This is a genomic window from Providencia sp. (assembly GCF_003533305.1).
In the GTDB taxonomy this organism is placed as follows: Bacteria; Pseudomonadota; Gammaproteobacteria; order Enterobacterales; family Enterobacteriaceae; genus Providencia.
Genome location: NZ_DOEH01000031.1, coordinates 1 through 25,960, shown reverse-complemented (window position 1 = coordinate 25,960; position 25,960 = coordinate 1). Strand labels below are relative to the sequence as shown.

The window sequence follows — 25,960 nt, the reverse complement described above, 5'->3', positions numbered from 1 at the left end:
AAGTGGATTATTGACGTATTAAGGAGAACACAATGTCTGAAACTATCACGGTTGGCGAAGCTGTCGCCAGAACATTAGAGCAGTACCAAGTCAGCACAGTTTATGGTGTTATTTCAATTCATAATTTACCGATTGCAGATGCTATTGGTCAGCGTGGTATTATCGATTTCACACCCAGCCGAGGTGAAGCTGGTGCGGTAACGATGGCAGATGCTCACAGCCGCTTTCGTGGACTCGGTATCGCACTCACCAGCACTGGCGCTGGTGCGGGTAATGCCGTCGGATCAATGATTGAAGCCATGAATGCCAGCTCCCCCATGATCCACATTACCGGACAAGTTGAAAAAGCATTTTTGGATATGGACGCTGGGTTTATTCATGAAACACGCGATCAATTAAGCTTTTTACGCGCGAGCTCCAAACAGGCGTTTCGAGTGCATAGTGCAGAACAAGCTGTTGCAGTACTACATAAAGCTATTCAAGTTGCACAAACAGTACCTTGCGGCCCAGTTTCAATAGAAATTCCTATCGATATTCAAAATACCCAAGTTCCATTATCGGTGCTCAGCGCCCCACTTCATCGCGCGCCATTGCCACCCATATCAACCACTGAAATTGATATAATTTGGGAACAATTTAAATCTGCACAACGTCCATTATTATGGATTGGTGCCGGTGCACTTCAAGCCACAGATGCAGTAAAAAGGCTGGCTGATTGTGGTATTGCCATCATCAGTAGTACCCATGGGCGAGGCATTTTATCAGACGAACACCCATTTAGCCTTAGAGCCTTTCATAATGCTGACGCCATTGATGCATTAATGCGTACTTGTGATTTAACACTTATTGCAGGCTCTCGTTTACGCAGTAACGAAACCAAAACATGGTCACTGCCGCTGCCTCATCCATTGATCCAAATCGATATTGACCCTCTGGCCGCAAATCGTAACTATGTTGTCGATCTCAGTGTCACAGGAGACTGCAAAGCTTTACTTGAGGGACTTGCCGATAAAGTAGAGCAAGAAAATCGCCCAATAGCATCCTCATGGCGCCAACAAGTACAAAAGGCTGTCGAGCAAGCCGAGCAGCAATTACGAGAACAATGTGGCCCTTATAGTTCCCTTAGTGATGCCGTTGAACAAACCTTACCTGAGCACGGTATCTTTGTACGTGATATCACCGTTTCGGGGAGTTTATGGGGAAGCCGTTTGCTTAAAGCCACTCACCCAATGCATAACATTCATTCATTAGCTGGAGCTATTGGTTTAGGCTTATCCATGGCAATTGGAAGTGCAAAGGCCAATCCAAATAGCCCTGTAGTGGGCTTAGTCGGCGATGGTGGGTTGATGTTAGGAATTGGTGAGCTTGCCACCATGGCGCAAGAGCAATTACCAATTGTTTTAATCATTATGAACGACAAGGGTTATGGCGTTATGCGCGGTATTCAAGAAAAATATTTTGCGGGCAGGCAATACTATAATGAATTATTAACGCCTTCATTTAGTAAACTTGCTGAATCGATGGGAATAACCGCGTTCACAGTAGCCAAAGCAACGGATTTTAAATCCACGCTTGAACAGGCTATTGCGTTAAATCAACCGGTTGTCGTTGAGGTGCTAATGGATAATATTGGCACAATGAATTTTTCGGGCCCACCTCAGAAAAAATTATTTTAGCAAATACATTAAGTAGCGTGACCTTTATAAGAAATCACGCTACTTTTTCAAAATAGATAACCGTTCCTTGCGTTTTCTAACGAACTAATACCATTTCCCTCTTTAGGTGAACTTAATATTATTGAGAATATCTGCAAAAAAATAAGTTAAATTCAGTTTTACCTATTAAATTTATTGAATATGTCCATTGCTAATTATTAGACACATCAATATAATTAATTATTATCATTCAATTTGACGGGTTTTTTATGCTGCGCAAATCTATTTTTATTATCATATTTTCCTTTCTAGTCATATCCTGTAGTCAGTCTAATATAACGTCATCGGCAATAATGGAGCCTACAGAAAAAAATGTTCATAACACTTGGTTAAAAGTAAAGTACGATATTAAGACTGATGGGCAAGTCACAAACATTGAATTAGTCGATAGCTATAAAGCGAGTCATAAAGTTAAAGTTGATACCATTAATGTGATAAAAAAATGGAATTTTCCCAAGAGTAATGCAAAAAATGGGAATATAGTCATCATATATTTTCGCCCTGCACCATCAGTTTGATAGAAAAATTAACTCAATATCTAAATTATGCGTATTATTCCTTTTTTAATCGCTCAATTTCTTTTTTAAGAATTTCAATCTCTCGCACTAATTCTTGAGTTTTAGAAAATGCATCATCGTGACTATATCTCGTTGCTCCCGTAGCCCCAGAATAATGGTCATAGCAATGATTTTGAGTATTTACTATTGCTCTTTCAAGGCCTTCAACTCTATATTTGTTACCATAACGCTTTGCATAGCTGAGTTGTTTTTCAAGCTGAGTAATTTTTTTATCACAACCATAATATTGCGACCCAGCTTGGGAGGAGAATGGAAATATTATTATTGATAGCATGATAAAAAATATACGTTTCATTTATTTTCCCTAATAGATAATTATTTAATCTTCATCTAATGGAAACATTTAAATATAATTATTCATATAGGTAACATTCTTAATGTTGATATAAAATCAAGAACACAATCACTTATTACTCAAAATAGTTGTATTGAAGTAAAAATAATTGTAAATAAAATCGTTGTTACATTTTAATTTAATTTATTACAGACAGATACATATTTATTAGTTATATTAGTATCAATGGATTAAATTACATGGATGTAACTCCTCAACCCCACTTTGTCTCTCCCCTTTCCCACAAATTAATTACATTATGTTATTAGTTTAATATAAACACAACGCCCACAAAAAATACAACCAAAGCTAAATTTAAGAATATATAAACTTAAATCTAAAATAAAATGTATTAAATCAATCTGGTGAAAGTCATAAAATGCGTATTCTCAGCACTATTTTATTTTACAAAAATAATAATTAAGAATAAGTTTAAAGCAGTGAAACTAACACTAATTGTTTTGCGATAACTGTAGGGCAAACGATATAATCTCTGTAATTATTTTTTGTAAAACATAGGCAAGAGAAATATGTGTTCCGCTGAACCAGAACTGCAGTTTACACAAACTCATGAGCAGCATTTTCATCTCGCTTTAAAACAGGCTAGCCGAGATTATCTGCAAGAAAAACAAGACCATGTATATGCTAGTCATTTAGATATTGCTGTAATCATCAGTTTGTTTATGGTCGCTATTTTGTGTTATCTCCCCACGCTTTCGACCTCTTCAACACTGATTTACTCCCTTTGCTATTTTAGCTTCGTTTTATTGACCATGTTTTTAAATGTCATCGGCCAACATGATGCCTGTCATAACACCTTATTTAAAACGAGTTGGAAAAACCGAGTGTTTGGTCGCCTCGTGACACTGCCACTAGGTCTAGAACCCGAGTTTTGGCGTGCAAGACATGTTTATTTTCACCATCATTATGCCAATATTGAACATTACGATCTTGATACTGAAGAGAATGGAATTTTTCGCCAAACACCATTTCAAAAATGGCGACCATTTATGCGGTTTCAACATATCTATTGGCCATTTGTAGCTTCGTTATCATTAACTTGGATTGCTTTAGTCTTTGATTGGTCAGATAGAACGGGAAAAACCCCAATAAAAACGAAGAAAATACTCAATAGGAAATTAGGCTGGTTTCTATTTCTGTCCAGTAAATTATGCCATCTAGCTTTAATGTTAGGATTACCTTTAATTATTGCTCACGCCAATGGCATCAGTATTATGGCTATATTATTAACTTATTTAGCTAGCCAAATGGTTGCTTCATTATTTGTAATCTACCTATTACTTGGCACCCATTGGGCTGAAACCCAATTTTTCACACCACCAGACGACAAAATAATACCTCATGGTTGGTATCACCATAATTTTGTCACCTCGTGTGACTGGATCCCTTCACCACATTATTTATGGCGTTTAACTGGTGGGCTTAATTACCACTTAACACACCATTTATTTCCTCATTGGCATCATCGCCACTACCCTGCTCTTGCGCACATCATTTCTCAACTTGCAAAAGAATATAATATGCCATACCGCTGCATTAACTATCGCGAACTGGTTAAAGCGCAAATACGTTTTTTACGTAAAATGGGTGAGCCGCCAATTCATCAATAAAAATAGGTCTAAATAACATAGTTCAAAATGCAGGCTGGTATCCACTGCATCTTGAACTATCGCCGTGCTATTTTTCAACCTGAAAATTGAGCCAGTCCGGTATAGCCATTACCTTGGTGAATCTTATCAAATTGTCCATTGCTCAGCATTACTCGATAGACTCCCCCACTAAGATCAGCAATATACATGATATTTTCCGGCTTATTGTAAGCTAAGCCAATCGCCTCTTTAAATCCCCGACAAATAACTCGATAATTATTTAGCCCATCATCAGTCACGTTCGCACAATTCAAGCTATTTCCATTAGGCTCTGAGCCTCTGTCGGTCCAATAAAGAATTTGAGTCTCTTTATCGAATAAGAGGTCAATGGGCTCTGGCAGTTTGTCCAGCAGTAGCTGAATATTATCAGCATCAGATTCATCAACGAAATCACCTGATGACTTTGATAATGGCATCCGGAATATTCGTCCTTTATTTCCTTTTGCAGGCCCTTTTTGAGTCCAATATAACCAATTCGCATCCAAATCTAATGCAATACCAACACATTGATCTAAGATATCAACGCTATCAGTCACTGTCCTAGGTCGCCGAATGTGTGTTTGGAGATCAGTCCCATCCGTCTTGCAGGAACAAACCTTACCGCCTTCTCTATCACACCAATATAGACGTTGGCTTTGACTTTCCAATAACAGCTGCTTAGGTGTTCGAAGTTGCCCATGACCTAATAGCATTTTTCGACCACTACCATCAAAATTAATTAAATTGAGTGAACCGTCATCAGCTTCATAGTTATCGCCCATATTAGTCCAATAAATCAAACGATTGATATGATCAATAGCAATACCATCAGGCGTACCACCAAGCTCATCAATCAGATTGAAAGTCACTAAACTTGTCGTGTCCAACTGAATAATAGCGGGATTGATGGCATCAAGTAATAGCAGATAAGGGTAAGATATTTCAGGATTTTGGGACATACAAACCTCATCATATATTTCGATATAATTAAATATAGTTGATGAAAAATGCATTAGCCAATGCACTAAATAAATCCTTAATGTTTCAAGCTAAATATCCGATATTATACAGTCATAAAGTATAGGGATTAATAAAATGAAGAGTGCTATGGAAAAAACTTAATAAAACCATTTAATAAAACCATTTAATAAAACAAATGATTCGATTATTGATATAAATTCATCCAGATTTTATATTTAATAACCGTTTATTTTTATGGTTGTTTACTCTTTGTTTAATAAACTATCAATTCATTAAACAAAGTATTGAAATAGTGTTTTTATTCTTAAAACTAAAATCTATTTACTCTTTATTTAAAATAGCCGAAATATACTTAAAAAATAATTATATTCCATAACAACACCAATTATATTTTCAGAATGGTTGCCACTCTCATGAAAAAATTAGAGTATTTTCTCAAAAAATTACGCACATTTATTATCAGTGATAAAGCCTATCTTACTAATAAATTTACTAAAAAATTAGGTTACATACCTAATATCAAGACACCGAAAAGCTTTAATGAAAAAGTAAACTTTAGGATGATATATGACAAAAACCCACTTTATACACAATTAGCAGACAAGCTTGCAGTAAGAGATTATGTTTCTCGTACAATAGGCTATGAATATTTAGTACCAATTTTAGCCGCCTTTAATCATGTAAATGAAATCAATATTGATAAACTCCCTAAACGCTTTGTATTAAAGTGTAATCATGATAGTGGCAGTAGTATTATTTGCCAAAATAGAGCCAAATTTGATCTACATAAAGCCAAAGAAAAATTATCATTTCATTTAATGAAAAATCTTTATTACATTACACGTGAACGTCACTATAAAGATATTGCTCCTCAAATAATTTGTGAAGAATATATTGATCTATTTGCTAATAAAAATAGAAAGTTAGTTCCTGAAACCTGCCGCATTCATTGTTTTTCTGGCAAACCCGTCTATGCAGAGATCGATTATACCGATGAATTTGGTCATGAATTCATCAATATCTACGATATCAATTGGCAACTACAACCCGTGACTTTTGATTACCCTAATATGTTAGAGCCCGTATCTGAGCCACCTTTATTCCAAGAAATGCTAAGGCTAGCTCAAATATTAGTCACACCATTTGACTATTGCCGTGCTGATTTTTTAATGTCAGATGAAAACACCTTGTATTTTAGTGAACTTACCTTCGCACCAAATGCAGGACGTACAGTTATTTCACCGCTTTCGTGGGATTTCAAGCTCGGTGAATTATGGGAACAAAGGATCACAGAAACGCAATCAATCACACAAACTGAACCCGCATTTGCAACAGCATCAATAAATAAGAAAAAATAAGCTAGTTCCAATAAAAATGCCGCGATATTTCTATAAGTAAAATAGAAACATCGCGGCATTATTTTTTATCGCATTTAAAACGATAAATAACTGATTAGTTCGCCAGCACACTCGCTTTACGGCGTAAACTTGCGACTAGCATATAAATCGCCGTCACAATCAATACAATAAAGAAGAAATCAACTAAACCATTATACTGCGCTAAGAAGGTCCCAGCAGCTAATGGTCCCATCGCTGAACCTACACTATAGCTAAATAGCATCACTTGAGTTGCAGCCACGATATACGATGAATCTAAGTTATCGCAAGCTAATGTAATAGCAATTGGATAGAGTGCAAATGAGGACATGCCAAGCAATGCTAACGCAATAATCATCACTAAATAATCGCTCGAAATGTAAATAACACCCATTGCGAATACGCCAAGCAAAGACACCATTGCCAGTAGCAATGTTTTGCTTATCATCACAGATAACTTGCTAATAATTGGCTGTATTATCATACCACCAAGAATGATTGAGGCCATTAACACCCCGACTTGCTCAGTGGTAAACTGATCTTTTTTCAGCGATAACGGCATCAAACCATAAATCGTTCCCATTAAAATGCCAGAAACCATACAACCAATAATAGCAGGCTTACTTAGGCGGCTAATTTTTTTAAACGATAACTTTTGGTGAATTCCACTTTCTGGTTGGCCTTGACGAAACAATAATGGTGGCATCACCGCTAAAAGCAGTAATCCCAGCACCACCATAAATGGATAAGCACCTTGTGTACCAATAAATCCAATGGCAAGCTGCCCAAGCGTTGTGCCACCATACAAAGACGTCATATAAAAACTAAGACGCTTTGCACGCTCTTTTTGGTTATCACCAATTAATAGCCATGATTCGACAACAACAAAGATCCCCGCCACTGCAATACCAGCAATCAACCTATTGGGTAACCATGCTTCAATTGTTGGTGTCCAAGGTAAAACCACAACTGTTGCAGCAAGCATCAATAAAAAACCAATAAAGGCCAGTCGATGACCAATTTTGGCAATAATAGGTTCAATCAACAACGAACCTATTAGCAGACCAATATAGTAGGCACTCGCCAACCAACCCGCATAGCTAATGTCGATATTAAAGCTTCCCATCGATAACGGGATTAAGCTCATTAAATAACCCGATGCAATAGCAAAAATCGTTAAACCTGCAACGGGTACGAATGTATTGTCGCGCTTGCGCATGATAGTAGTGGACTGATTCACGCCCCACTCTCCAACTAACAAAATAAAAATAATATGCGCTGCAACTACATCATCGTAGAATAAGCCAAATTTGCGTTCTCTAAAAAGAACACATTATGGTGAGATTTCGGCGAATAGCGCAGTGGTTAATAAATTGATAAGACTAATTTGAGCGCAATATAGAACGTTAATTCATTAAGTTAAAATGAGAAAATCTAATGGTAACTAACAAAAAAATTTATGTGAGAAAAATCACGTTTTTTTAAAAGTAGAATCAAGATCAAAAAACGTAAAAAACACCCATTTTATTCTATAAAAACAATAGGATATTTAATGTTACTGTTTTGATGGTATGGTTATTTTTTAATGTACCTTAAGTGATATTAAAACGTCTTCAAAAATAGGTTATAGCAAAATATTGTCTTTATCATTTTGTCCTACTAATTTATTTATATAAAGTAGGTTATTAGGCTCAATCAGATAAATTACGTAGATTATTAATCTGTTTATTTATAAATTGGTCTATAGTTTAGGTAATGACTAGCTTGATTTAAAACTTCCCCTATTTACTCTAACTATTTAGCGACATAAAGAATACCAACGCCACAAATACTTGCATGTAAAACCGGTTATTTCCGATTAAACATACCCAAAACGGGCAAGAAGTGTGTTTACATTCCTGCCCGTTATTATTACGGATAATAAGTACCTATTAAGTCATACTCTACCAAAGTAAAGCATACAACACACAAAGAATGACCATAATGATATAGGATGCAATATTAAATCCAGCGGATGTTTTAAAAGTATCAGCAGTTAAAACTATCGCGCCATCGCTATCATCCTGTTTTGATGTTGTCAGACTAATTAACCCAATCACCACCGCGGTAAAGAAGAAGGTGTACATCATTTGATCTAAGAATGGCATTCCAAGTGGCATCAATTTCAAGAACAATGCGAATGGAATTGATAATAAGACCCCAATTGTCGCACCTTTTGCATTCGTTTTTTTCCAAAATAATCCTAATAAGAAAACGGCTAAAATCCCAGGGCTGACTAAGCCTGTATATTCTTGGATATACTGAAAAGCCTGACCAATATTGCCAAGTAATGGCGCAATAAAGCAAGCAATCACTAATGCAACTACCGCACTGGTACGTCCCACATTCACTAATTTATGGTCGTCCGTCGCTGGAGCAATATATTCTTTATATATATCCATGGTAAAAATGGTCGCGACGGAGTTCAGCATAGAAGCTAATGATGAAACAATAGCAGCAGCTAATGCAGCAAAAACAATACCTTTAGCGCCAACAGGTAAAAATTGAGTTAACCAAGGATAGGCTTTATCTGCTTGAGCCAGTGTTGGCATATGTTCATGTGCCATAGAGCCGAGCCCAGCAAGTAAAACAGGGTCTGACACAATCACATAAGCAGCAATACCCGGCAGAACCACTAATATTGGCACAATCAATTTTAAGAATGCGGCAAAAACTAAACCTTTTTGCGCTTCACCGATAGATTTAGCCGCTAAAGCACGCTGAATGATATATTGATTAAAACCCCAATAATAAAGGTTCGCAATCCATAACCCGCCAATTAATACCGCAATACCCGGTAAATTACTAAACTGCGGATTATCCTGGCTTAGGATCATTTCAAAATGGGCAGGCGCCTCACTTACCATACGGCTCATACCGGCAAAAACCCCTGCATCGCCACCAATATAACTTACCGCCATAATCGTCGTTAAAAACCCGCCGAGAATTAAGAAAAAAACCTGTACAACATCAGTCCATGCTACCGCAGATAAACCACCGTACAGAGAATACGCGACCGCAAATAATGCCAAACCAAAGATGGCATAATACATCGGAATACCAAGGATAGTTTGTAACGCTAATGCGCCTAAATATAAAACCGACGTTAAATTAACAAAAATAAATAAAGCTAACCAAAATACCGCTAAAATTGTTTTTAATGTTTTATTAAAGCGTTTTTCAACAAATTCAGGAATAGTAAAAATGCCTTTATCGATAAAGACAGGCATAAAATATTTCGCCACAATAATCAGCGTTAGTGCTGCCATCCACTCATATGATGCAATAGCTAATCCGATAGAAAAACCAGAGCCTGACATACCAATAAATTGTTCAGCAGAAATATTTGCAGCAATCAGTGAAGAACCAATTGCCCACCAAGGTAATGTTTTTCCTGCAAGAAAATACTCTTTAGTTCCTTTTTTTTGCCCATTTTTATCTCGGGATACCCATAGCCCGACGGTGATAATGATAAGCACATACAGAATAAAAACCCCATAATCTAATGTACTTAATCCAATACCTTCTGTTTGCATATTAAAATTCCTTCCCAAATGATAACGCCATGAGTGTAAACGTTACCACTACTATTCTCCGTTACTTGAATCACATATTTTCATTAAATATTAAGCAACACTTATCAAAAAAGTTTAATTAGTTATAAATCAATGAATTATATTTATTTCTAATGGGCTAGAATTGAGATGGAGGTAAGGAAGAACTCAAATTATTGAACGCCATCACAGAATAATGATAACGTTTTCACAAGGTGGCCGTATTATACTTGTATTGGGCGAACAGAATTACGTTGAACCAGCGTTGGTGAATAAATAAGATCTTCCTCAATCACCTGCTCATGACGCGCTAAAGCAAGTGCTAGCTGTGTTGCACGTTCAGCCATCATTTGAATAGGGTAACGGATCGTGGTCAAACGAGGATGAATATAACGGGCAATCAATACGTCATCAAAACCAATGACAGAGACTTGCTCTGGCGAGCGTATTCCATTTTCATCTAAAACAGCAATTGCCCCCGCTGCCATAAAATCGTTATAACCAACCACTGCGGTAATATCCAAAGATTTAACCAAAAGATTAGTCATGGCTTGCTCGCCACCTTCACCGTAAGGGGAACCATATTCTATATAGGTTTCAGGTAAATAAATGCCATTATTTTTTAATGCATCCCGGTAACCTAATAAACGCTGGTCGGCATCTTCAATTAAATGATTTGAAGATATATAAGCAATTTTAGTATGTCCCTGACGAATAAGATGCTCAGTCGCAAGATAAGCACCTTTGTAGTTATTGAGTGAAATACAACGATTAGCAATTTGTTCAATACGTCGATTAATCAATACCATGCTAGGAACTTCATTTGCATACTCAATCAATTCTTCATCAGCTAATGCTTTAGAATGAATAACCAGTGCATCACAACGATTATTAATTAATAGTTCAATCGATTGCCGCTCTTCTTTGGCGTTATGGTATCCATTACAAATTAAAATATGCTTACCATTTTTGTGAGCAATCCCATCAACGGCTTTAACCATCACACCAAAAAAGGGATCAGAAACATCATTCACCAATACACCGATTGTATTTGAACTTTGATTGACTAATGCGCGGGCGGCGGCATTGGGCCTATAGCCAAGTTTATGCATTGCACTTTTTACAGAGGCTATCGACGCTTGGCTTGCTTTAGGTGATTGATTTATCACACGTGAAACAGTGGCGACAGAGACCCCTGCTTCTCTTGCCACATCTTTTATTGTCGCCATTATGAACCTCTATATACCAAATGCCTTATTAGACAATACACAAGATATAAAAACAAAGCATAACGTATATTAAGCTGATTTAAATGGTAATAATTTGATCTCTTGCGTTAAAATAAAAATAGAAACGCCACAATGAAGTCGCATTTCTATTAGAAAAAAGTACTGAGAATTTTATTATCAAAAAATAAATTGATAACTGGTTTGGCTAGTATAAATATTATTAGGCTCTGCAATACCGCGGTATTGCTCACCCCACTCAGGATGATTAATCGCATCGGGTGGGAACTGTGTTTCAAATGCCACCCCAGAAAATGGCGTGTATACTTGAGATTTACCCGATACAGCAATAAGGTAATTACCCGTATATAATTGCATCGCTGGTCGGGTTGTGGTGACATTCATGCGAACATCACCGTCAGGAGATATTAATGAAGCGACAGCTTCTTTGCCATCAGTCAAAGTACTATCTAAAATAAAAGTGTGGTCATAACCACCAACTGTGCGTTGCTCATCATCTTGTAAAAAGTCACGCCCAATACGCTTCCCTTGTCTAAAATCGAAATGTGTATCCGTCACATCACGCCATTCCCCAGTAGGGATCCCTTCATTATCCGTTGGTAAAAAATGCGTGCCATGAATTTGTAAATCATGTTCTAACGCAGTTTTAGCTGAGTTTTCACCCGCTAAATTGAAGTAAGTATGATTAGTCAAATTGACAGGGCAACCTTTATCTACTTGATACTTATAACTAATAATAACTTGATTATCATCTGTCAGCTCATAGCGAACTTCGACTTTCAACTCACCAGGAAACCCTTGGTCACCATCGGGAGATACTAATGTGAAAACAGCTTGTTGCTGATCAGGTTGTGTGATTGACCACACACGATGGCTAAAATTATCTTTTCCACCATGCAAACAATGCACACCTTGATTATTAATTACGGAATACTCGTTGTTATCTAAGATAAATTTTGCGTTAGCAATACGATTAGCAACTCGCCCAACCGTAGATCCTAAATAAACACCTTGCTCCATCTGTGCACTCATATTCGGAGAACCAAGAACCACATCACGTTTACCTGTTGATAGCGGTAATATACAACTCACCCAGCCAGCACCTAAACTTGTTAAAATAATCTTCATGCCATGTTGATTGGCCAACGCAATGACTTTTGGTGTTTTCAACGTATGACGCTGTTCCTTGGTAAACTGCATGCTATCCTCACTGAATACGTAAATAACTCATGATATGGTAATAATAAAACATAAAATTAGGCAATGACTACACTAGCACCTTCACTCGGTTGGCAGACATAAATATCAGCTTTAAGCCCTGTCATTACTTGATATTGTTGCTCTACTGCCGCTATCACAGGTTGTACAAGTTGTTGTTTCATCAATGCGACAACACAACCGCCAAACCCCCCTCCCGTCATGCGCACGCCACCTTCACTCCCCAACACCGATTTTACAATATCCACTAACGTATCAATCTCTGCCACTGTTATTTCAAAATCATCACGCATAGACGCATGAGATTGTTCCATTAACTGACTTAGTAATAATAAATTATTCTCAGTCAATGCCTTAGCAGCTGTCAGGGTACGTTCATTTTCGGTAATAACATGTTTAGCGCGCTTTGCAACCAGAGGGTCTAATTGATTTTGCTTTTCAATAAATTGTTCAAAAGTCACATCTCTGAGTGCTTTTACTGCAAACTGCTTCGCCGCCACTTCACATTGTTGGCGACGTGTATTGTACTCGCTATCCACAAGACCCCGTTTTTTATTTGAATTTATAATCATTACAACCAAATCATTGGGTATTGGAATAGGAAAAACGGTCAAACTACGGCAATCAATAAGTAATGCATGCCCCGCATCACCACTCGCCGAAATTAATTGATCCATAATGCCACAATTACAACCGACAAATTGATTTTCAGCTTGTTGCCCATTCAACGCAATATCTTGCTGACTAATATCAAGTTGATAAAGCGCTTTAATCGTTTGTCCAATCACAACCTCTAAAGATGCTGATGAGCTTAGCCCTGCTCCTTGTGGAACATTTCCGCTCACCGCGATATCACATCCTCCAAAAATAAAACCGCGTTGTAATAAGAATTTAACCACACCACGAATGTAATTCGCCCACATTTTTTCAGGTAAAAAAGTGATTTCTTGGTCTAAATTAAATTCATCGTAATCATTATGATAATCGGCGGCAACAACACGAACGATTCGATCATTACGCTTTGTTGCCGCAGTCATTGTTTGATAATTAATGGCACAAGGCAGTACAAAACCATCATTATAATCAGTATGTTCACCAATAAGATTTACTCTTCCTGGCGCTTGTACATAAATATCTGCTTGATAACCAAACTTAGTTTCAAATGAATTTGCCACTATTTTTTTGAGCTGTTCCATTTTACGCATCCTTCACATTTTAAATTTTAATTGCTCGCTTTTTCACTGGAAAACAAACAATTATTGATTCGATTAATCGCTTATTACTGCTGTTTATAATGAATATCACTGACTTCACGTAACCGCTGTGCGGCTTGCTCTGGCGTTAAATCTCGCTGGGTTTCCGCTAACATTTCATACCCCACCATAAATTTTTTTACCGTCGCAGAACGCAGTAAAGGTGGATAAAACAGCGCATGTAGCTGCCAATGCTCAATATTTTCATCTGGGTTAAAAAAAGGCGCAAAATGCCATCCCATGGAATAAGGGAAAGCGCAGTGAAATAAATTATCGTAACGGCAAGTGAGCTGTTTAAGTGCCACACTCAAATCAGAACGCACAGATTCATTCATTTCATCCATACGTTTTATATGTTGCTTAGGTAATAACATGGTTTCAAACGGCCACGCCGCCCAATAAGGCACCACTGCTATCCAATGCTCCGTTTCAACCACAGTTCGTGAACCGTCGTGCATTTCAGCCTGAACATAATCAACCAGTAAATTGGTGCCATGCTGCTGATAATACTGTTTCAAAAAATCATCTTTACGTGCAATTTCATTAGGTAAAAAATCACTCGCCCAAATTTGTCCATGAGGGTGTGGTTGAGAACACCCCATCGCTTCACCTTTATTTTCAAAAACCTGAACCCATAAAAATCGATCACTTAGCTCTGCAATTTGCTGCTGCCAAGTTTCAATAACTCGTCCAATTTCAGTGAGCGATAATTCTGGAAGCGTTTTACTGTGATCAGGTGAAAAACAAATAACTCGACTTAACCCACTCACCGCTTGAGCTTTAAATAAATCCGATTGCAAACTTGGTTGCTCACATTGTTCTGGGAGTAAGGCCGCATAGTCATTTTCAAAAACAAAAGTGCCCTGATAGTCAGGATTTTGGTCTCCAGAAACGCGTTTATTCGTTGGGCATAAAAAGCAGTTTTTATCGTAATGGGGTAGCTCGCTAAGTAGCGGCTTTTCATCTTGTCCACTCCAAGGCCGCTTTGCACGATGTGGGGAAACCAGCACCCACTGCCCAGTTAATGGGTTATAACGACGATGCGGGCAATCGGCAGGATCAAATTGATTTTTCATAAAGATAATTTCCTAATTAATTACTCATTACCATAGCCATTTGGATTCTGTGACTGCCATCGCCATGAATCTATCGCCATATCCTCTATTGAATGAATTGCACGCCATCCGAGCTGCATATCCGCTTTAACTGGACTTGACCAATACTGTGCAATATCACCAGCACGACGTGGCTCAATAACATAAGGAATCGGTTTACCCACTGCTTTTTCAAAGGCATGAAGGACTTGAAAAACGCTGCTGCCATTGCCTGTGCCTAAATTGTAAATATGCAAGCCTGATTTCTGACCGACGACGTTTAATGCGGCAACATGCCCATTAGCTAAATCCATCACATGGATATAATCTCGTACGCCTGTTCCATCAATTGTAGGGTAATCGTTTCCATAAATAGCCAGCTTTTGACGTCGTCCTACGGCAACCTGTGCAATATAAGGCGTTAAGTTATTTGGAATACCTTGAGGGTCTTCTCCCATCAAACCTGATGGATGTGCCCCTACTGGATTAAAATAACGTAGTATTGAAATTGACCATGTTTTATCTGCTTGATAAAGGTCTGATAAACAACGCTCTACCATATATTTACTTGTACCGTAAGGGCTTTGCGTATTACCTGTCGGAAAATCTTCTGTAATCGGTAACGTACTAGGTTCGCCGTAAACGGTCGCTGAAGAGCTAAAAATAAGGCTCTTCACATTCGCTTTACGCATACATCTAGCTAAAACTAGTGAGCCATTCACATTAACATCATAATATTCCAATGGTTTCTCAACAGATTCCCCTACAGCTTTTAAGCCAGCAAAATGAATCACAGAATAAATTTGATGAGAGGCAAAAATAGGCATTAAACATTTATCGTCACGAACATCACCTTGATAAAATGATGGGCGATAACCTGTTAATTTCTCAATACGATTAAGGACTTCCATCTTAGCGTTACATAAATTATCCACGATAATGGGTAATATCCCTGCTTTTATCATCTGCACGCAAGTGTGACTACCTATGTAGCCAAGTCCACCGGTTACTAATACTTGAGATTGCTGCATATTCCACCTCTTGACTCGTCTAAAAGTATAATTTTCGACTTTCTCACTCTATTGCTGGTGAGTATAGCAATGAGTTTACTGTCGATTCTGTGATCAAAACCACTTTAGTGTAAACGTTTACACTAAATTTTAAAATCATGCGTAAAAGACGATAAAAATAATAAAGCCCATTAACCGGAAACTATCTATTTTCGGCTAATGGGCCATCTGAGGTTTTTCATTCAAAAAGGGAATTAGTGCGGACCATTTTCGTCATAAGGGTCAAGGTGAGTCATCACATTGAGTATTTGTGGGTGCTGCATTAATCTTTTTTGCACATTAACAGTGATTTCATGACCTTTAAAAATAGTCATATTTCCATCCAATTCTAAATGCACATCAACCAAGTAAAAATCACCCGATTTACGCGTTTTCAGATCATGATAACCAGCAATCTCATTACTATTATCAAGAATCTGGCGGATCTCCATCAACGTTTCTTCATCCGCGCCTTTATCCATCAGATCTTGTATTGATTGATTGGTAAACTTGTATCCCATTCGAAAGACAAAAGTACCTACAATTAACGCTGCTATCGGGTCAAAAATACGAAAACCACATAAGCTACCAATAATACCAATTGCAACAACTAAAGAAGATGCTGCATCTGAACGTGCATGCCAAGCATTTGCGACTAACATACTGGAATTAACTTTATTCGCTACCCGTAACATATAACGAAATAACCCTTCCTTTGCGACAAGCGATATCAATGCCGCTACTAGCGCTATCATATGAACTTCTTGAATCAGCTCAGGATTCAACATTTTTTGTATGGCAGACCACACCATACCAACCCCAACTATCAATAAAATAATACCTAAAATCAATGACGCGCCATTTTCATAACGAAAGTGGCCATAAGGATGGTCTTCATCCGGTTTTTTATGACTTTTTTTATTCGCAATAAGTACAACAAAATCAGCAATTAAATCAGATAAAGTATGAATACCATCAGCAATTAAACCAGAAGAATGGGAAAATATACCAATGATAATCTGCCAAACAGACAATACTGTATTCACAGCCACACTAATAAGTGTACTTTTCCTAGCTGCCTTAAATTTAACTTTCTGTAATTCAAACTCATTATCTCCCTTCAATGGGAGTTCAGATTTATTCATAATTTACTTTCTTTAATGAAAAACAAAACAATTATCATTCAGTATATACTTTCAAATCAATAACTTAAAAGACACCAAATATTGACATATTATTTGTTAAAAGTCTCATTCTAATTTGTAAACTCTCTGTTGAATGATAACAGTTATCCTTTATTTTTATATGCTTAATAAGATAATCTTAAATGGATTAATTTAAGAGATAACAATAAATGCTAAATTTGGCTCATTTCATTGATGCCTATTTAACTTATAGTATATTGACACTCAAGAGTTATAATAAAATCTAAATAACATATGAACGAGGTAGCTATGTATAAGAAGATATTAGTTCCTATTGATTTGTTAGAGGATGATTTAAATCTCGTCATCATCAAACATGTCGAAGAGTTGGCAAAACTTGGTAAATCGGAAATTCACTTTTTGTCAGTGATCCCAAGTCTTGAGTTATTTTTTGGGATTGAAGTCGCTATATTACCGGAAAGCCATAAAGATTCAGCCCAACGCTCTATACTAGCAATGCGTGCCCTAGAAGAAGTTATCAAAGATATTAAAATCGCAGATGATAGAATTAGCTGCCAAATCGGTATTGGCTCTGCAAAAGATGAAATATTAGATTATGCTGAAGAAATTAATGCTGATTTAATTGTTGTTGGCTCTCATCACCCGAGTACATCAACTTATTTACTGGGTTCTACCGCTTCTGCAATTGTACGTCATGCGAAAACATCTGTATTTGTTATCAGATAAAAACTAATCAATAAGTAACCCACCAATGCGTAATAAGTGCCGCTATCTATATATGCGGCACTTATTAGATGTTAGCTTAGTTTTATTGCTTAGCAGATTCGATTAATTTATCATCTGTTGACCAAATACGGTATTTAACGTCCATATCGGATGGAGTGTAGACAACAATAGGAAGCTTACTGTTATAACGGATGAAAGCATCATCACCTAATTGCGTGGTGACGAAACGATCTTTCGCAGGTTCAGAGCAAGCCATCATTGTAGATGCAGGTCCTTTGACCTTATCTAATTTATAGAAATCATATCCCCAACCTTCCAACGTTTTAGTATCTAACTCCCCCATAAACCATTGGCGATTACAATCCGCTTTTATTGTTTTACCGATAACAAGCTCAACCATAAAATCATTTTCATTTTGCTGATTAGCCAACTGGATCACATGGCGGGTCATACCTGATTCGGCTTTTGGATATGGCGCAACCTTTTCCAATCCCTCAGTTGCCACTGCACATGATGAAACTAATACCGCAGCCATTACAGATAAAATTGCCTTTTTCATTATTATTTCCCATTTCAAAAGAATAAATCAATTTAAAATACTACCATTCACTCTATAGTAAGTCATTAATACCATTATTTTCACTATAGATGATTCTTAATTACAAAAATATAGATATAGACACTTAAAGCCGAGCCATCTTACTTAATTTTAGTATAAGGATCATAAATCTGATAAAAATTATGTAAATTACTCGCCATGTTGATGCATATAAAGTAGTCAATGCTTATACTGAATTTGAGGCTTAATACATTCTGAGGAGGTAGTATGTTATCTACAGAGCAAGATTTAGTTTCAAAATTGGTTGCTACACATCCACGTTTTCAAAACCTTTATGAAAAACACCATCAACTTAATAAAGAAATAAGTAAACTTGAAGGGCCTTCTGGCGCTGGCTATAACGAACATGTAGCCAAACTAAAAAAAGAAAAACTGCATATAAAAGATGAAATGCAAAAAATCATGCTAACCATGCAGGCCAACGAGTAATCAAATCATCAAAAGCAAAGCAATTAAGCACGTTGAAATTAATCTTAAATTTCAAACTAAACGGGATTAGCTGTCGCTAAGTACATTAAAGCCTTTCTATACTATTTATACTTAAAGACCTTTCCGTTTAGAGGTAAGCCCACTGAATTGCTGATGTACTACATTTTATCTTCATGGCATAAGCACTAACTTATGCCATTTTACGTTTATGAGCCTGCCTTTAACTTTCTATTAGAAAGTTAAACAGGTATATTAAACATATATTTAATATGCCTGTTTAATAATCCACTCAGAGGTAGGATATGAATAGTAAACGCATTAATCGAGAAATCCGCACAATCGAAAAAATGATAAAAATCTATGAACGAGCCCACCCTGCCCCTGTGAATTCCCCTGATGATTACAATAAACTTTATGCCTATGCCATCAATCGACTTGAAAAATGCCGTTATGGTGAACAGAAACCGGCTTGTAAGCAATGTCCCGTTCATTGTTACCAACCTAAAATGCGCGAACAAATGAAAGTCATTATGCGTTGGTCTGGCCCTAAAATGCTTTTCCATCACCCTATTTTAGCGATTCGTCATTTACTTGATGATAGAAAGCCAGTCCCTGAACTACCTAAGAAGTCGCGTAAAGCAATACGAGAAACAAATACTCGGCTTTAAATCGTATTATCATGGCCTGTTTTGCTCATCCAAAATCAGATAACAATATAATAGCTAGTACTATCACTCTTAGTATCCATTATATTATTAGACTTTCTTACGTTACACGTAACATTGATAAAATCATTCATTTATCATAATTAATCGGTAACTTATTGTTTTCATATATATCACAATTCTACTTACTATCCTCTTCAATCATCTATCAAGAATACAAAATAACCAACAAATACTCAGCACAGTTGTTATGTGGTTTATCTAAAAAATAATAACCTTTAAAAACTAATTACTAAAATCCATGTTTATTTTACCTATCATAGCTATAGAGCTGGCCTATGAGTTAGATTTTGAGACTTAAATCACAAAATACGCTTTTTTAGCTCACATTAATCAACAAAACAAATCATATCGATAAAAAAAACTAATAACTAAATTTAATAACTAATAAATAGTTAAGTTTTATTTATTAGTACTGTTTTTGCGAGTTTAATGACAATAATTTACATAGCTATAATTACGTATAGATCACGAAATATGACTACTTGGCCTCTATATGTAAAAAAACATAAATATTTATTAATTTTTTGGGATTATTAACATCTGATTTAACAAATAAAAGCAGCATAATAAGCTGCAAGTCTGGCTCATATTATAAATATTGCCAACGCATCACCATTTAATACTGTATTTTTTCCGATGCAAATAGCTAAATAGGACGTAAAAAGTATATTTGGAAACATTTATTAATACTTTGCATTAAAATGTGACACAAAAATGATCGTTTTATATAATTTTCGTCATTGAAGTCATGGTGACTTTTTATATCAACCTCAACAAACAAACCGATATAAAATTTTGAGCTAAGGCAAAGTAATCAACATAAGGCACTACTATGCAAGGTATGAGCAATTTAAATAACCAAACTATTAATAAGATCTGTATCGATAAGAATAACCCGCATTCAATACTCGATATGACATCAAAAGGCATTATTATCATTGAAAAAGGTTCTCTGTTGCTAGAAACACCCGCAGCAACAAAAACATTAAATGAAGGCGATATTTTATACCATAAGCAAGGTTCATACTCATTTCAAATTACCGATAATAGTATTGATTGTGAGTTTATTTGGTTGCCACTAGAAGACCACTTTTTACGTGAATTTATTAATCAGCATGGATCTCAGCTAAGTAAGATAGAACGCATTGAAAACGATCCTAGTGATGTAATTAAATTTTCGACTTGCGCTTTAATTCGAGATATTAAAAATAGTTTCAATTCATTTTCTCACAATCAATTTCCTGAAGTGATAGTCAGCTTAAGAGTTTCAGAACTCTTATTATTATTATCATATGGCGAGCAAGGGCCACATTTGCTTTCTAATTTTCGACAATTAAGTAATCGACAAGCCGAACGTTTACAATCCTTCATGGAACATAATTATCTAAAGGAATGGAAATTAAGTGACTTTGCTAAAACCTTTGGTATGGGCTTAACTACATTTAAAGAGCTTTTTAACACCGTCTATTCCACATCGCCTCGCTCTTGGATCAGCGAAAAAAGGATTATGTATGCACACCAGTTGCTGGTTAATACTGCAATGAGTATTGTTGAAGTTTCAATGGAAGCAGGTTTTTCAAGCCAATCTTATTTCACACAAAGTTATCGGAAGCGTTTTGGATACACGCCGAGTAGATCGCGAATAGCAGCTTAACCTACACATCGTTTGTATCGCTTATACAGAATACATGCCCTGTCAGTTATAGAATTAATGTTTTATCTATACACTGGCAGAAAGGCAATGCTATTAAATGCTTACTACAATTCACTTTTCACACCCCTTTCAATAAATCCAGCTTATTATTCAAATCACTTTTTTAACATAAGCCTCAGAAGGCAACAAAATATTTCCTTGCTCATTAACCACCTGCATCAATGGTATTGGCTTTTGCGTTTGCGCTTCAACCAATACAGAATGGGGTTCATTACCACTAAACAGATAAGTTTCCCCCCACTGCCTAAATGCAACAATGAGTGTAAACAGGCTTGTTCCTTTAGATGTTAAAACGTATTCCTGATATGCAGTACCATCTGATGCAGCTCTAGTTTCCAGTATTTCGCTCTCAACTAGCTTTTTCAACCTATCAGATAGAATATTACGTGCAACCCCCAGACTTTTTTGGAAATCTTTGAAACGACAGATTCCATCAAATGCATCTCTCACAATCAGAAGAGACCAACGGTCACCGACCAAATTAAGTGCTCTGGCAACTGGACAAAATTCAACTATAGGATCATTTGTCATGGAGTCCTCCTGACTGAACAATTAAGTTGCATTTTAAAACCACTTTGAATAACATACAACTAGTTTCAAATTAAAACCAGGTTAGTGTATGTCAATAATGACACTGCAACAAAAAATAATATCGACAAAGTTAACATGGCTGTTTGCAACTGCCTGCGGCTTGAGCGTTGCCAATGTTTATTATGCCCAACCTTTGTTAGATAGTTTGGCGCTTGAATTTGCAATCAGCCATGCTGCTATAGGTGGCATAATAACAATCACACAAATTGGCAGTGCGTTAGCCTTACTTTTTTTGGTGCCGCTAGGTGATATCATCAACCGCCGAAGTCTAATGCTAGCCCAACTTATTGGCTTAATGGTTGCTTTAATGATTGTCGGATTAGCTCAATCATCAATAATGTTATTAATTGGTATGCTAAGCGTTGGATTACTTGGTACAGCAATGACCCAAGGACTAATCGCCTATGCAGCCAGTGCCTCTGAAGGGAATAATCAAGGAAAAACGGTTGGAGCAGCGCAAAGCGGCGTATTTATTGGCTTGTTGCTCGCCAGAGTTTTCGCTGGTGGTGTCAGTGATATTGCAGGCTGGAGAAGTGTTTATTTAGGCTCGGCAATACTTATGTTAATTGTTTCAATTCTTCTATTTCGTTTGCTACCAAATATAGCAACCCGTACAAACAATTTAAGCTATTCACGTTTAGTTTTATCAATGTTTACTTTGTTACGAAAAAATAGAACTTTACAAGTTAGAGGCATCTTAGCCATGCTAATGTTTGCTGCTTTTAACGTTTTTTGGAGTGCTTTAGTTTTACCACTAAGCGCGCCACCTTATGCGTTTTCCCATACTCAAATTGGGGCATTTGGCCTTATTGGTGCTCTTGGTGCACTTGCTGCAACGAAAGCTGGAATATGGGCAGATCATGGATATACACAGAAAGTAAGTTTATTTTCCTTAATATTCATGTTACTAGCGTGGATACCCTTATCGCTTTTGGAGCAATCTTTATTCGCATTATTTATTGGAATAATACTATTAGATATGGGCGGACAAGCTTTGCATGTTACAAGCCAAATAATGATCTTTCGTGGAGATACAGGTTCTCATAGCCGACTCGTTGGTATTTACATGTTATTTTATGCAATCGGTAGTGGTATTGGTGCAATAACCACAACAATAACCTATACATATGCAGATTGGATTGGTGTTTGTTTCTTAGGATTTTTAATCACCATAATTGCATTAATATTTTGGCGGCTAACCTTATCGTACGTTTCTAAACAAAGTATTGAAGGGAGCTAACGTTGACAGTGATGAGGACTTGAATGAATTGTATAAGATAAATAAATTAAGGTAGCTTATTTTTCAACAAGCTACCTTTTTAATCATAGACTAAAATTACTTCGCTTTAATAATTTTCAAGTCAATAATTGACATAGAATTCGGTGGTATTTCACCAGGTATACCCTGAACACCATACCCACCTTCGGGTTTAATATAAACCTTGACCATTCCCCCTTCACCCGCTTTTTCAACAAATGAATTTAATGGCGTAGGTAACTCATTATAAGGTAGTGTCACTGGATTTTTGTCCGTATACATAACAGTTACCGTACCATCCGTTAACTGCTCTCTCATAATGAATGTAATATCTTTATTTTTAACATTCGTAATTGGCGAGCCTGCTTGTAACACTTTATAGTAAGTATTGCTGTCTAACTTACTGTATTTTTGCTGTGTTACTTGCTCAATTATTTTTTGATTCCGTTTACTATTATCATCAGCAATCTGTTTTAATTCTTTCGCTGAAGCCTCTTTTGAAGGAACCTTAGCGGCTAAACCTCTATTACCACTAGTCGGTTTTGTTTTTAACGCATTATTTTCTGCCTGAAGTTGCGTTATTTGTTTATTCAGGTCCATAATTTGTGATTTTAATGCATTATCAGTCGCTAAAGATTTTTGAGACGCTAACTCAGCCTGTAATTTTTTCAAATTCTCTTGTGCTAATGCGAGCTCTTTTTGCGACTTCGTATCAACTTCAACTTTATCATTCAACTGTTTTTTAAGTTTTTCTAACTCTAGTGTTTGAGTTTGAACTTTAGTATTAGCAACATTCAGTTTTTCAGCATCGAGTTTTAGTGAACTAATTTGTTTATTTGCATCAGCTAACCGTTGTTCAGCTTCATTCTGCTTTTTATGTTTATCTGCAATGTCACTTTCAAGTTTTAAGATCAGTTCTTCTCGAATTTTACTTTGTTCTGCAAGCTGAACATTCTGTAATTCTAATTTTTTCTTATCAGATTGCTGAATAGCAAGAGACTCTTGAATTGATTTTTTATCTGTATCTAATTTAGATAAATCATTCTCTTTTTGCTTCAATAAGGCAATTTGTTTATTCAGATCGGCTGTTAATGCTTTGACCTGTGATTCACTGGCTTGTCCCATCAAGGCCGTTTGCTTCTCGACATCTTTTTGCAATTTTTGCAAATCGACATTCGCTTGTGTGAGCTGTTTCTGCGCCGCTGCATAGTTCTGTTCATTTTGTGTCAATGCTGTTTGCAACTGCTGTTGTTGCTTCTGGCTATCAACATACTGTTTAGATAGCGTATTTTGAGCTGTTTGGTGCTCTTTCAGTTGTTGCATTGCACTGGCGAGCTCTGCTTCTAAGACCGTTTTTTGTTTGGCTTGTGCGGTTTGCTCGGCTAGCGATTGGGCGATTTTCTCCGCCTGCTGCGCTTTTTCAGTTAACTGTTTGGTTAACTGCTGGTTTTGTGTTTCCAACAGTTTCGCCGCTGCTTGCTGTTTAGCTAATGCCTCGCGAGTGGTTTGACTGTCCACTTCGGCTTTTTTCAGACCATCTTCTTTTTGTTTCAGCAACGCAATTTGTTGATTCAGATCGGCGGTTAATGCCTTCACTTGAGAATCACTAGCTTGCCCCATCAAAGCAGTCTGCTTCTCAACATCTTTTTGCAATTTCAATAAATCTGCATTCGCTTGCGTCAGTTGTTTCTGCGCGGCCGCATAGTTTTGTTCATTTTGTGTCAATGCTGTTTGCAACTGCTGTTGTTGTTTTTGGCTATCAACATACTGTTTAGATAGCGTATTTTGAGCTGTTTGATGTTCTTTCAGTTGTTGCTTTGCACTGGCGAGCTCCGCTTCTAAGGCAGTTTTTTGTTTGGCTTGTGCAGTTTGCTCGGCTAACGATTGAGCGATTTTCTCCGCCTGCTGTGCTTTTTCAGTTAACTGTTTGGTTAACTGCTGGTTTTGTGTTTCCAACAGTTTCGCCGCTGCTTGCTGTTTAGCTAATGCGTCGCGGGTAGCTTGACTGTCCACTTCGGCTTTTTTCAGCCCATCTTCTTTTTGTTTCAACAAAGCCACTTGTTGATTCAGATCGGCGGTTAACGTTTTCACCTGCGCATCACTAGCTTGGCTCATCAAGGCCGTTTGTTTTTCAACATCTTTTTGCAATTTCAGTAAATCAGTATTCGCTTGTTCAAATTGCTTTTGCGCCGCCGCATAATTTTGTTCATTTTGCGTCAACGCCAGTTGAAGTTGCTGCTGCTGCTTCTGGCTATCAACATATTGCTTAGACAATGTATCTTGCGCAACTTGATGCTCTTTCAGTTGTTGCTTTGTACTGGCAAGCTCAGCTTCTAAGGCGGTTTTTTGTTTGGCTTGTGCAGTTTGCTCGGCTAACGATTGGGTGATTTTCTCCGCCTGCTGCGTTTTTTCAGTTAGCTGCTTGGTTAACTGCTGATTTTGTGTTTCCAGTAGTTTTGCCGCTGCTTGCTGTTTAGCTAATGCCTCGCGGGTAGCTTGACTGTCTACTTCGGCTTTTTTCAGCCCATCTTCTTTTTGTTTCAACAAAGCCACTTGTTGATTCAGATCAGCGGTTAATGCTTTAACTTGCGTATCAGTGACTTGGCCCGCTAAAGTGACTTGTTCTTTTAACTCTTTTTGTA

The 25,960-nt window shown here is 37.0% G+C and carries 21 protein-coding genes; 8 read left to right on the top strand and 13 right to left on the bottom strand.

Features of this window, described 5'->3' with window-relative positions:
- The first annotated feature begins 32 nt into the window (after positions 1 to 32).
- The gene (locus tag DD649_RS18500; RefSeq protein ID WP_294110401.1) at positions 33 to 1,676 is read left to right on the top strand and encodes a thiamine pyrophosphate-binding protein; all 1,644 of its coding nucleotides are present in this window, start codon (positions 33 to 35) and stop codon (positions 1,674 to 1,676) included.
- 591 nt (positions 1,677 to 2,267) lie between these two features.
- Here the strand turns inward: DD649_RS18500 and DD649_RS18495 are convergent.
- Positions 2,268 to 2,588, bottom strand: coding sequence for a DUF1090 family protein (locus DD649_RS18495; protein ID WP_294110400.1), 321 nt, complete (start codon positions 2,586 to 2,588; stop codon positions 2,268 to 2,270).
- A 569-nt stretch (positions 2,589 to 3,157) separates the two neighbouring features.
- On the opposite strand from DD649_RS18495, the gene DD649_RS18490 reads away from it, so the two are divergent.
- Positions 3,158 to 4,258 carry an acyl-CoA desaturase gene (locus tag DD649_RS18490; RefSeq protein ID WP_294110398.1) on the top strand — a complete coding sequence of 367 codons (1,101 nt, stop codon included), beginning with the start codon at positions 3,158 to 3,160 and terminating at the stop codon, positions 4,256 to 4,258.
- A gap of 74 nt (positions 4,259 to 4,332) precedes the next feature.
- Here the strand turns inward: DD649_RS18490 and DD649_RS18485 are convergent, their stop codons facing one another.
- Entirely contained in the window at positions 4,333 to 5,235 is a 903-nt protein-coding gene (locus tag DD649_RS18485; protein ID WP_336431033.1) for a hypothetical protein, read from the bottom strand.
- A 435-nt stretch (positions 5,236 to 5,670) separates the two neighbouring features.
- On the opposite strand from DD649_RS18485, the gene DD649_RS18480 reads away from it, so the two are divergent.
- Entirely contained in the window at positions 5,671 to 6,615 is a 945-nt protein-coding gene (locus tag DD649_RS18480) for an ATP-grasp fold amidoligase family protein (protein ID WP_294110393.1), read from the top strand.
- Between the two features lie 94 nt (positions 6,616 to 6,709).
- Here DD649_RS18480 and DD649_RS18475 read toward each other — a convergent pair whose 3' ends face one another.
- From DD649_RS18475 to DD649_RS18440, 8 genes are all read right to left on the bottom strand, one after another.
- Positions 6,710 to 7,852: an MFS transporter gene (locus DD649_RS18475; RefSeq protein ID WP_294110678.1), complete on the bottom strand. Its 1,143-nt coding sequence runs from the start codon at positions 7,850 to 7,852 to the stop codon at positions 6,710 to 6,712.
- Positions 7,853 to 8,576: 724 nt separating this feature from the next.
- Positions 8,577 to 10,208 (bottom strand): sodium/sugar symporter, encoded by a 1,632-nt coding sequence (locus DD649_RS18470; protein ID WP_294110391.1) that lies wholly within the window; start codon positions 10,206 to 10,208, stop codon positions 8,577 to 8,579.
- A gap of 242 nt (positions 10,209 to 10,450) precedes the next feature.
- On the bottom strand, positions 10,451 to 11,455 hold the full coding sequence (locus DD649_RS18465) for a substrate-binding domain-containing protein (protein WP_294110388.1): 1,005 nt from the start codon (positions 11,453 to 11,455) through the stop codon (positions 10,451 to 10,453).
- Positions 11,456 to 11,632: 177 nt separating this feature from the next.
- Positions 11,633 to 12,673, bottom strand: a complete 1,041-nt coding sequence (gene galM / locus DD649_RS18460) for a galactose-1-epimerase (RefSeq protein WP_336431032.1) — start codon at positions 12,671 to 12,673, stop codon at positions 11,633 to 11,635.
- 56 nt (positions 12,674 to 12,729) lie between these two features.
- Positions 12,730 to 13,887 (bottom strand): galactokinase, encoded by a 1,158-nt coding sequence (gene galK, locus DD649_RS18455; protein ID WP_294110384.1) that lies wholly within the window; start codon positions 13,885 to 13,887, stop codon positions 12,730 to 12,732.
- Positions 13,888 to 13,970: 83 nt separating this feature from the next.
- Complete coding sequence (locus DD649_RS18450) at positions 13,971 to 15,020, bottom strand: UDP-glucose--hexose-1-phosphate uridylyltransferase (protein WP_294110382.1); 1,050 nt, start codon at positions 15,018 to 15,020, stop codon at positions 13,971 to 13,973.
- Between the two features lie 20 nt (positions 15,021 to 15,040).
- Positions 15,041 to 16,069, bottom strand: coding sequence for a UDP-glucose 4-epimerase GalE (gene galE, locus DD649_RS18445; RefSeq protein WP_294110380.1), 1,029 nt, complete (start codon positions 16,067 to 16,069; stop codon positions 15,041 to 15,043).
- A gap of 233 nt (positions 16,070 to 16,302) precedes the next feature.
- Entirely contained in the window at positions 16,303 to 17,232 is a 930-nt protein-coding gene (locus DD649_RS18440) for a cation diffusion facilitator family transporter (RefSeq protein ID WP_294110378.1), read from the bottom strand.
- Between the two features lie 309 nt (positions 17,233 to 17,541).
- On the opposite strand from DD649_RS18440, the gene DD649_RS18435 reads away from it, so the two are divergent.
- On the top strand, positions 17,542 to 17,979 hold the full coding sequence (locus tag DD649_RS18435) for a universal stress protein (RefSeq protein ID WP_294110376.1): 438 nt from the start codon (positions 17,542 to 17,544) through the stop codon (positions 17,977 to 17,979).
- Between the two features lie 82 nt (positions 17,980 to 18,061).
- Here DD649_RS18435 and eco read toward each other — a convergent pair whose 3' ends face one another.
- Entirely contained in the window at positions 18,062 to 18,538 is a 477-nt protein-coding gene (eco, locus tag DD649_RS18430) for a serine protease inhibitor ecotin (RefSeq protein ID WP_294110375.1), read from the bottom strand.
- A 267-nt stretch (positions 18,539 to 18,805) separates the two neighbouring features.
- Between eco and DD649_RS18425 the strand changes: the two genes are divergently transcribed.
- From DD649_RS18425 to DD649_RS18415, 3 genes are all read left to right on the top strand, one after another.
- Positions 18,806 to 19,027, top strand: coding sequence for a DUF465 domain-containing protein (locus DD649_RS18425; RefSeq protein ID WP_294110372.1), 222 nt, complete (start codon positions 18,806 to 18,808; stop codon positions 19,025 to 19,027).
- Positions 19,028 to 19,329: 302 nt separating this feature from the next.
- A complete protein-coding gene (locus DD649_RS18420) occupies positions 19,330 to 19,695 on the top strand; it encodes a nitrous oxide-stimulated promoter family protein (RefSeq protein ID WP_294110371.1) in 366 nt (121 codons plus the stop codon).
- An 892-nt stretch (positions 19,696 to 20,587) separates the two neighbouring features.
- Positions 20,588 to 21,409, top strand: a complete 822-nt coding sequence (locus tag DD649_RS18415) for an AraC family transcriptional regulator (RefSeq protein ID WP_294110369.1) — start codon at positions 20,588 to 20,590, stop codon at positions 21,407 to 21,409.
- A 150-nt stretch (positions 21,410 to 21,559) separates the two neighbouring features.
- Here DD649_RS18415 and DD649_RS18410 read toward each other — a convergent pair whose 3' ends face one another.
- Positions 21,560 to 22,000: a helix-turn-helix domain-containing protein gene (locus DD649_RS18410; protein WP_336431031.1), complete on the bottom strand. Its 441-nt coding sequence runs from the start codon at positions 21,998 to 22,000 to the stop codon at positions 21,560 to 21,562.
- A gap of 88 nt (positions 22,001 to 22,088) precedes the next feature.
- Between DD649_RS18410 and DD649_RS18405 the strand changes: the two genes are divergently transcribed.
- Positions 22,089 to 23,300 carry an MFS transporter gene (locus DD649_RS18405; RefSeq protein WP_294110366.1) on the top strand — a complete coding sequence of 404 codons (1,212 nt, stop codon included), beginning with the start codon at positions 22,089 to 22,091 and terminating at the stop codon, positions 23,298 to 23,300.
- A gap of 96 nt (positions 23,301 to 23,396) precedes the next feature.
- Here DD649_RS18405 and DD649_RS18400 read toward each other — a convergent pair.
- Positions 23,397 to 25,960 (bottom strand): hypothetical protein (locus tag DD649_RS18400; protein WP_294110365.1); only part of this gene is annotated, 2,564 nt, incomplete at its 5' end.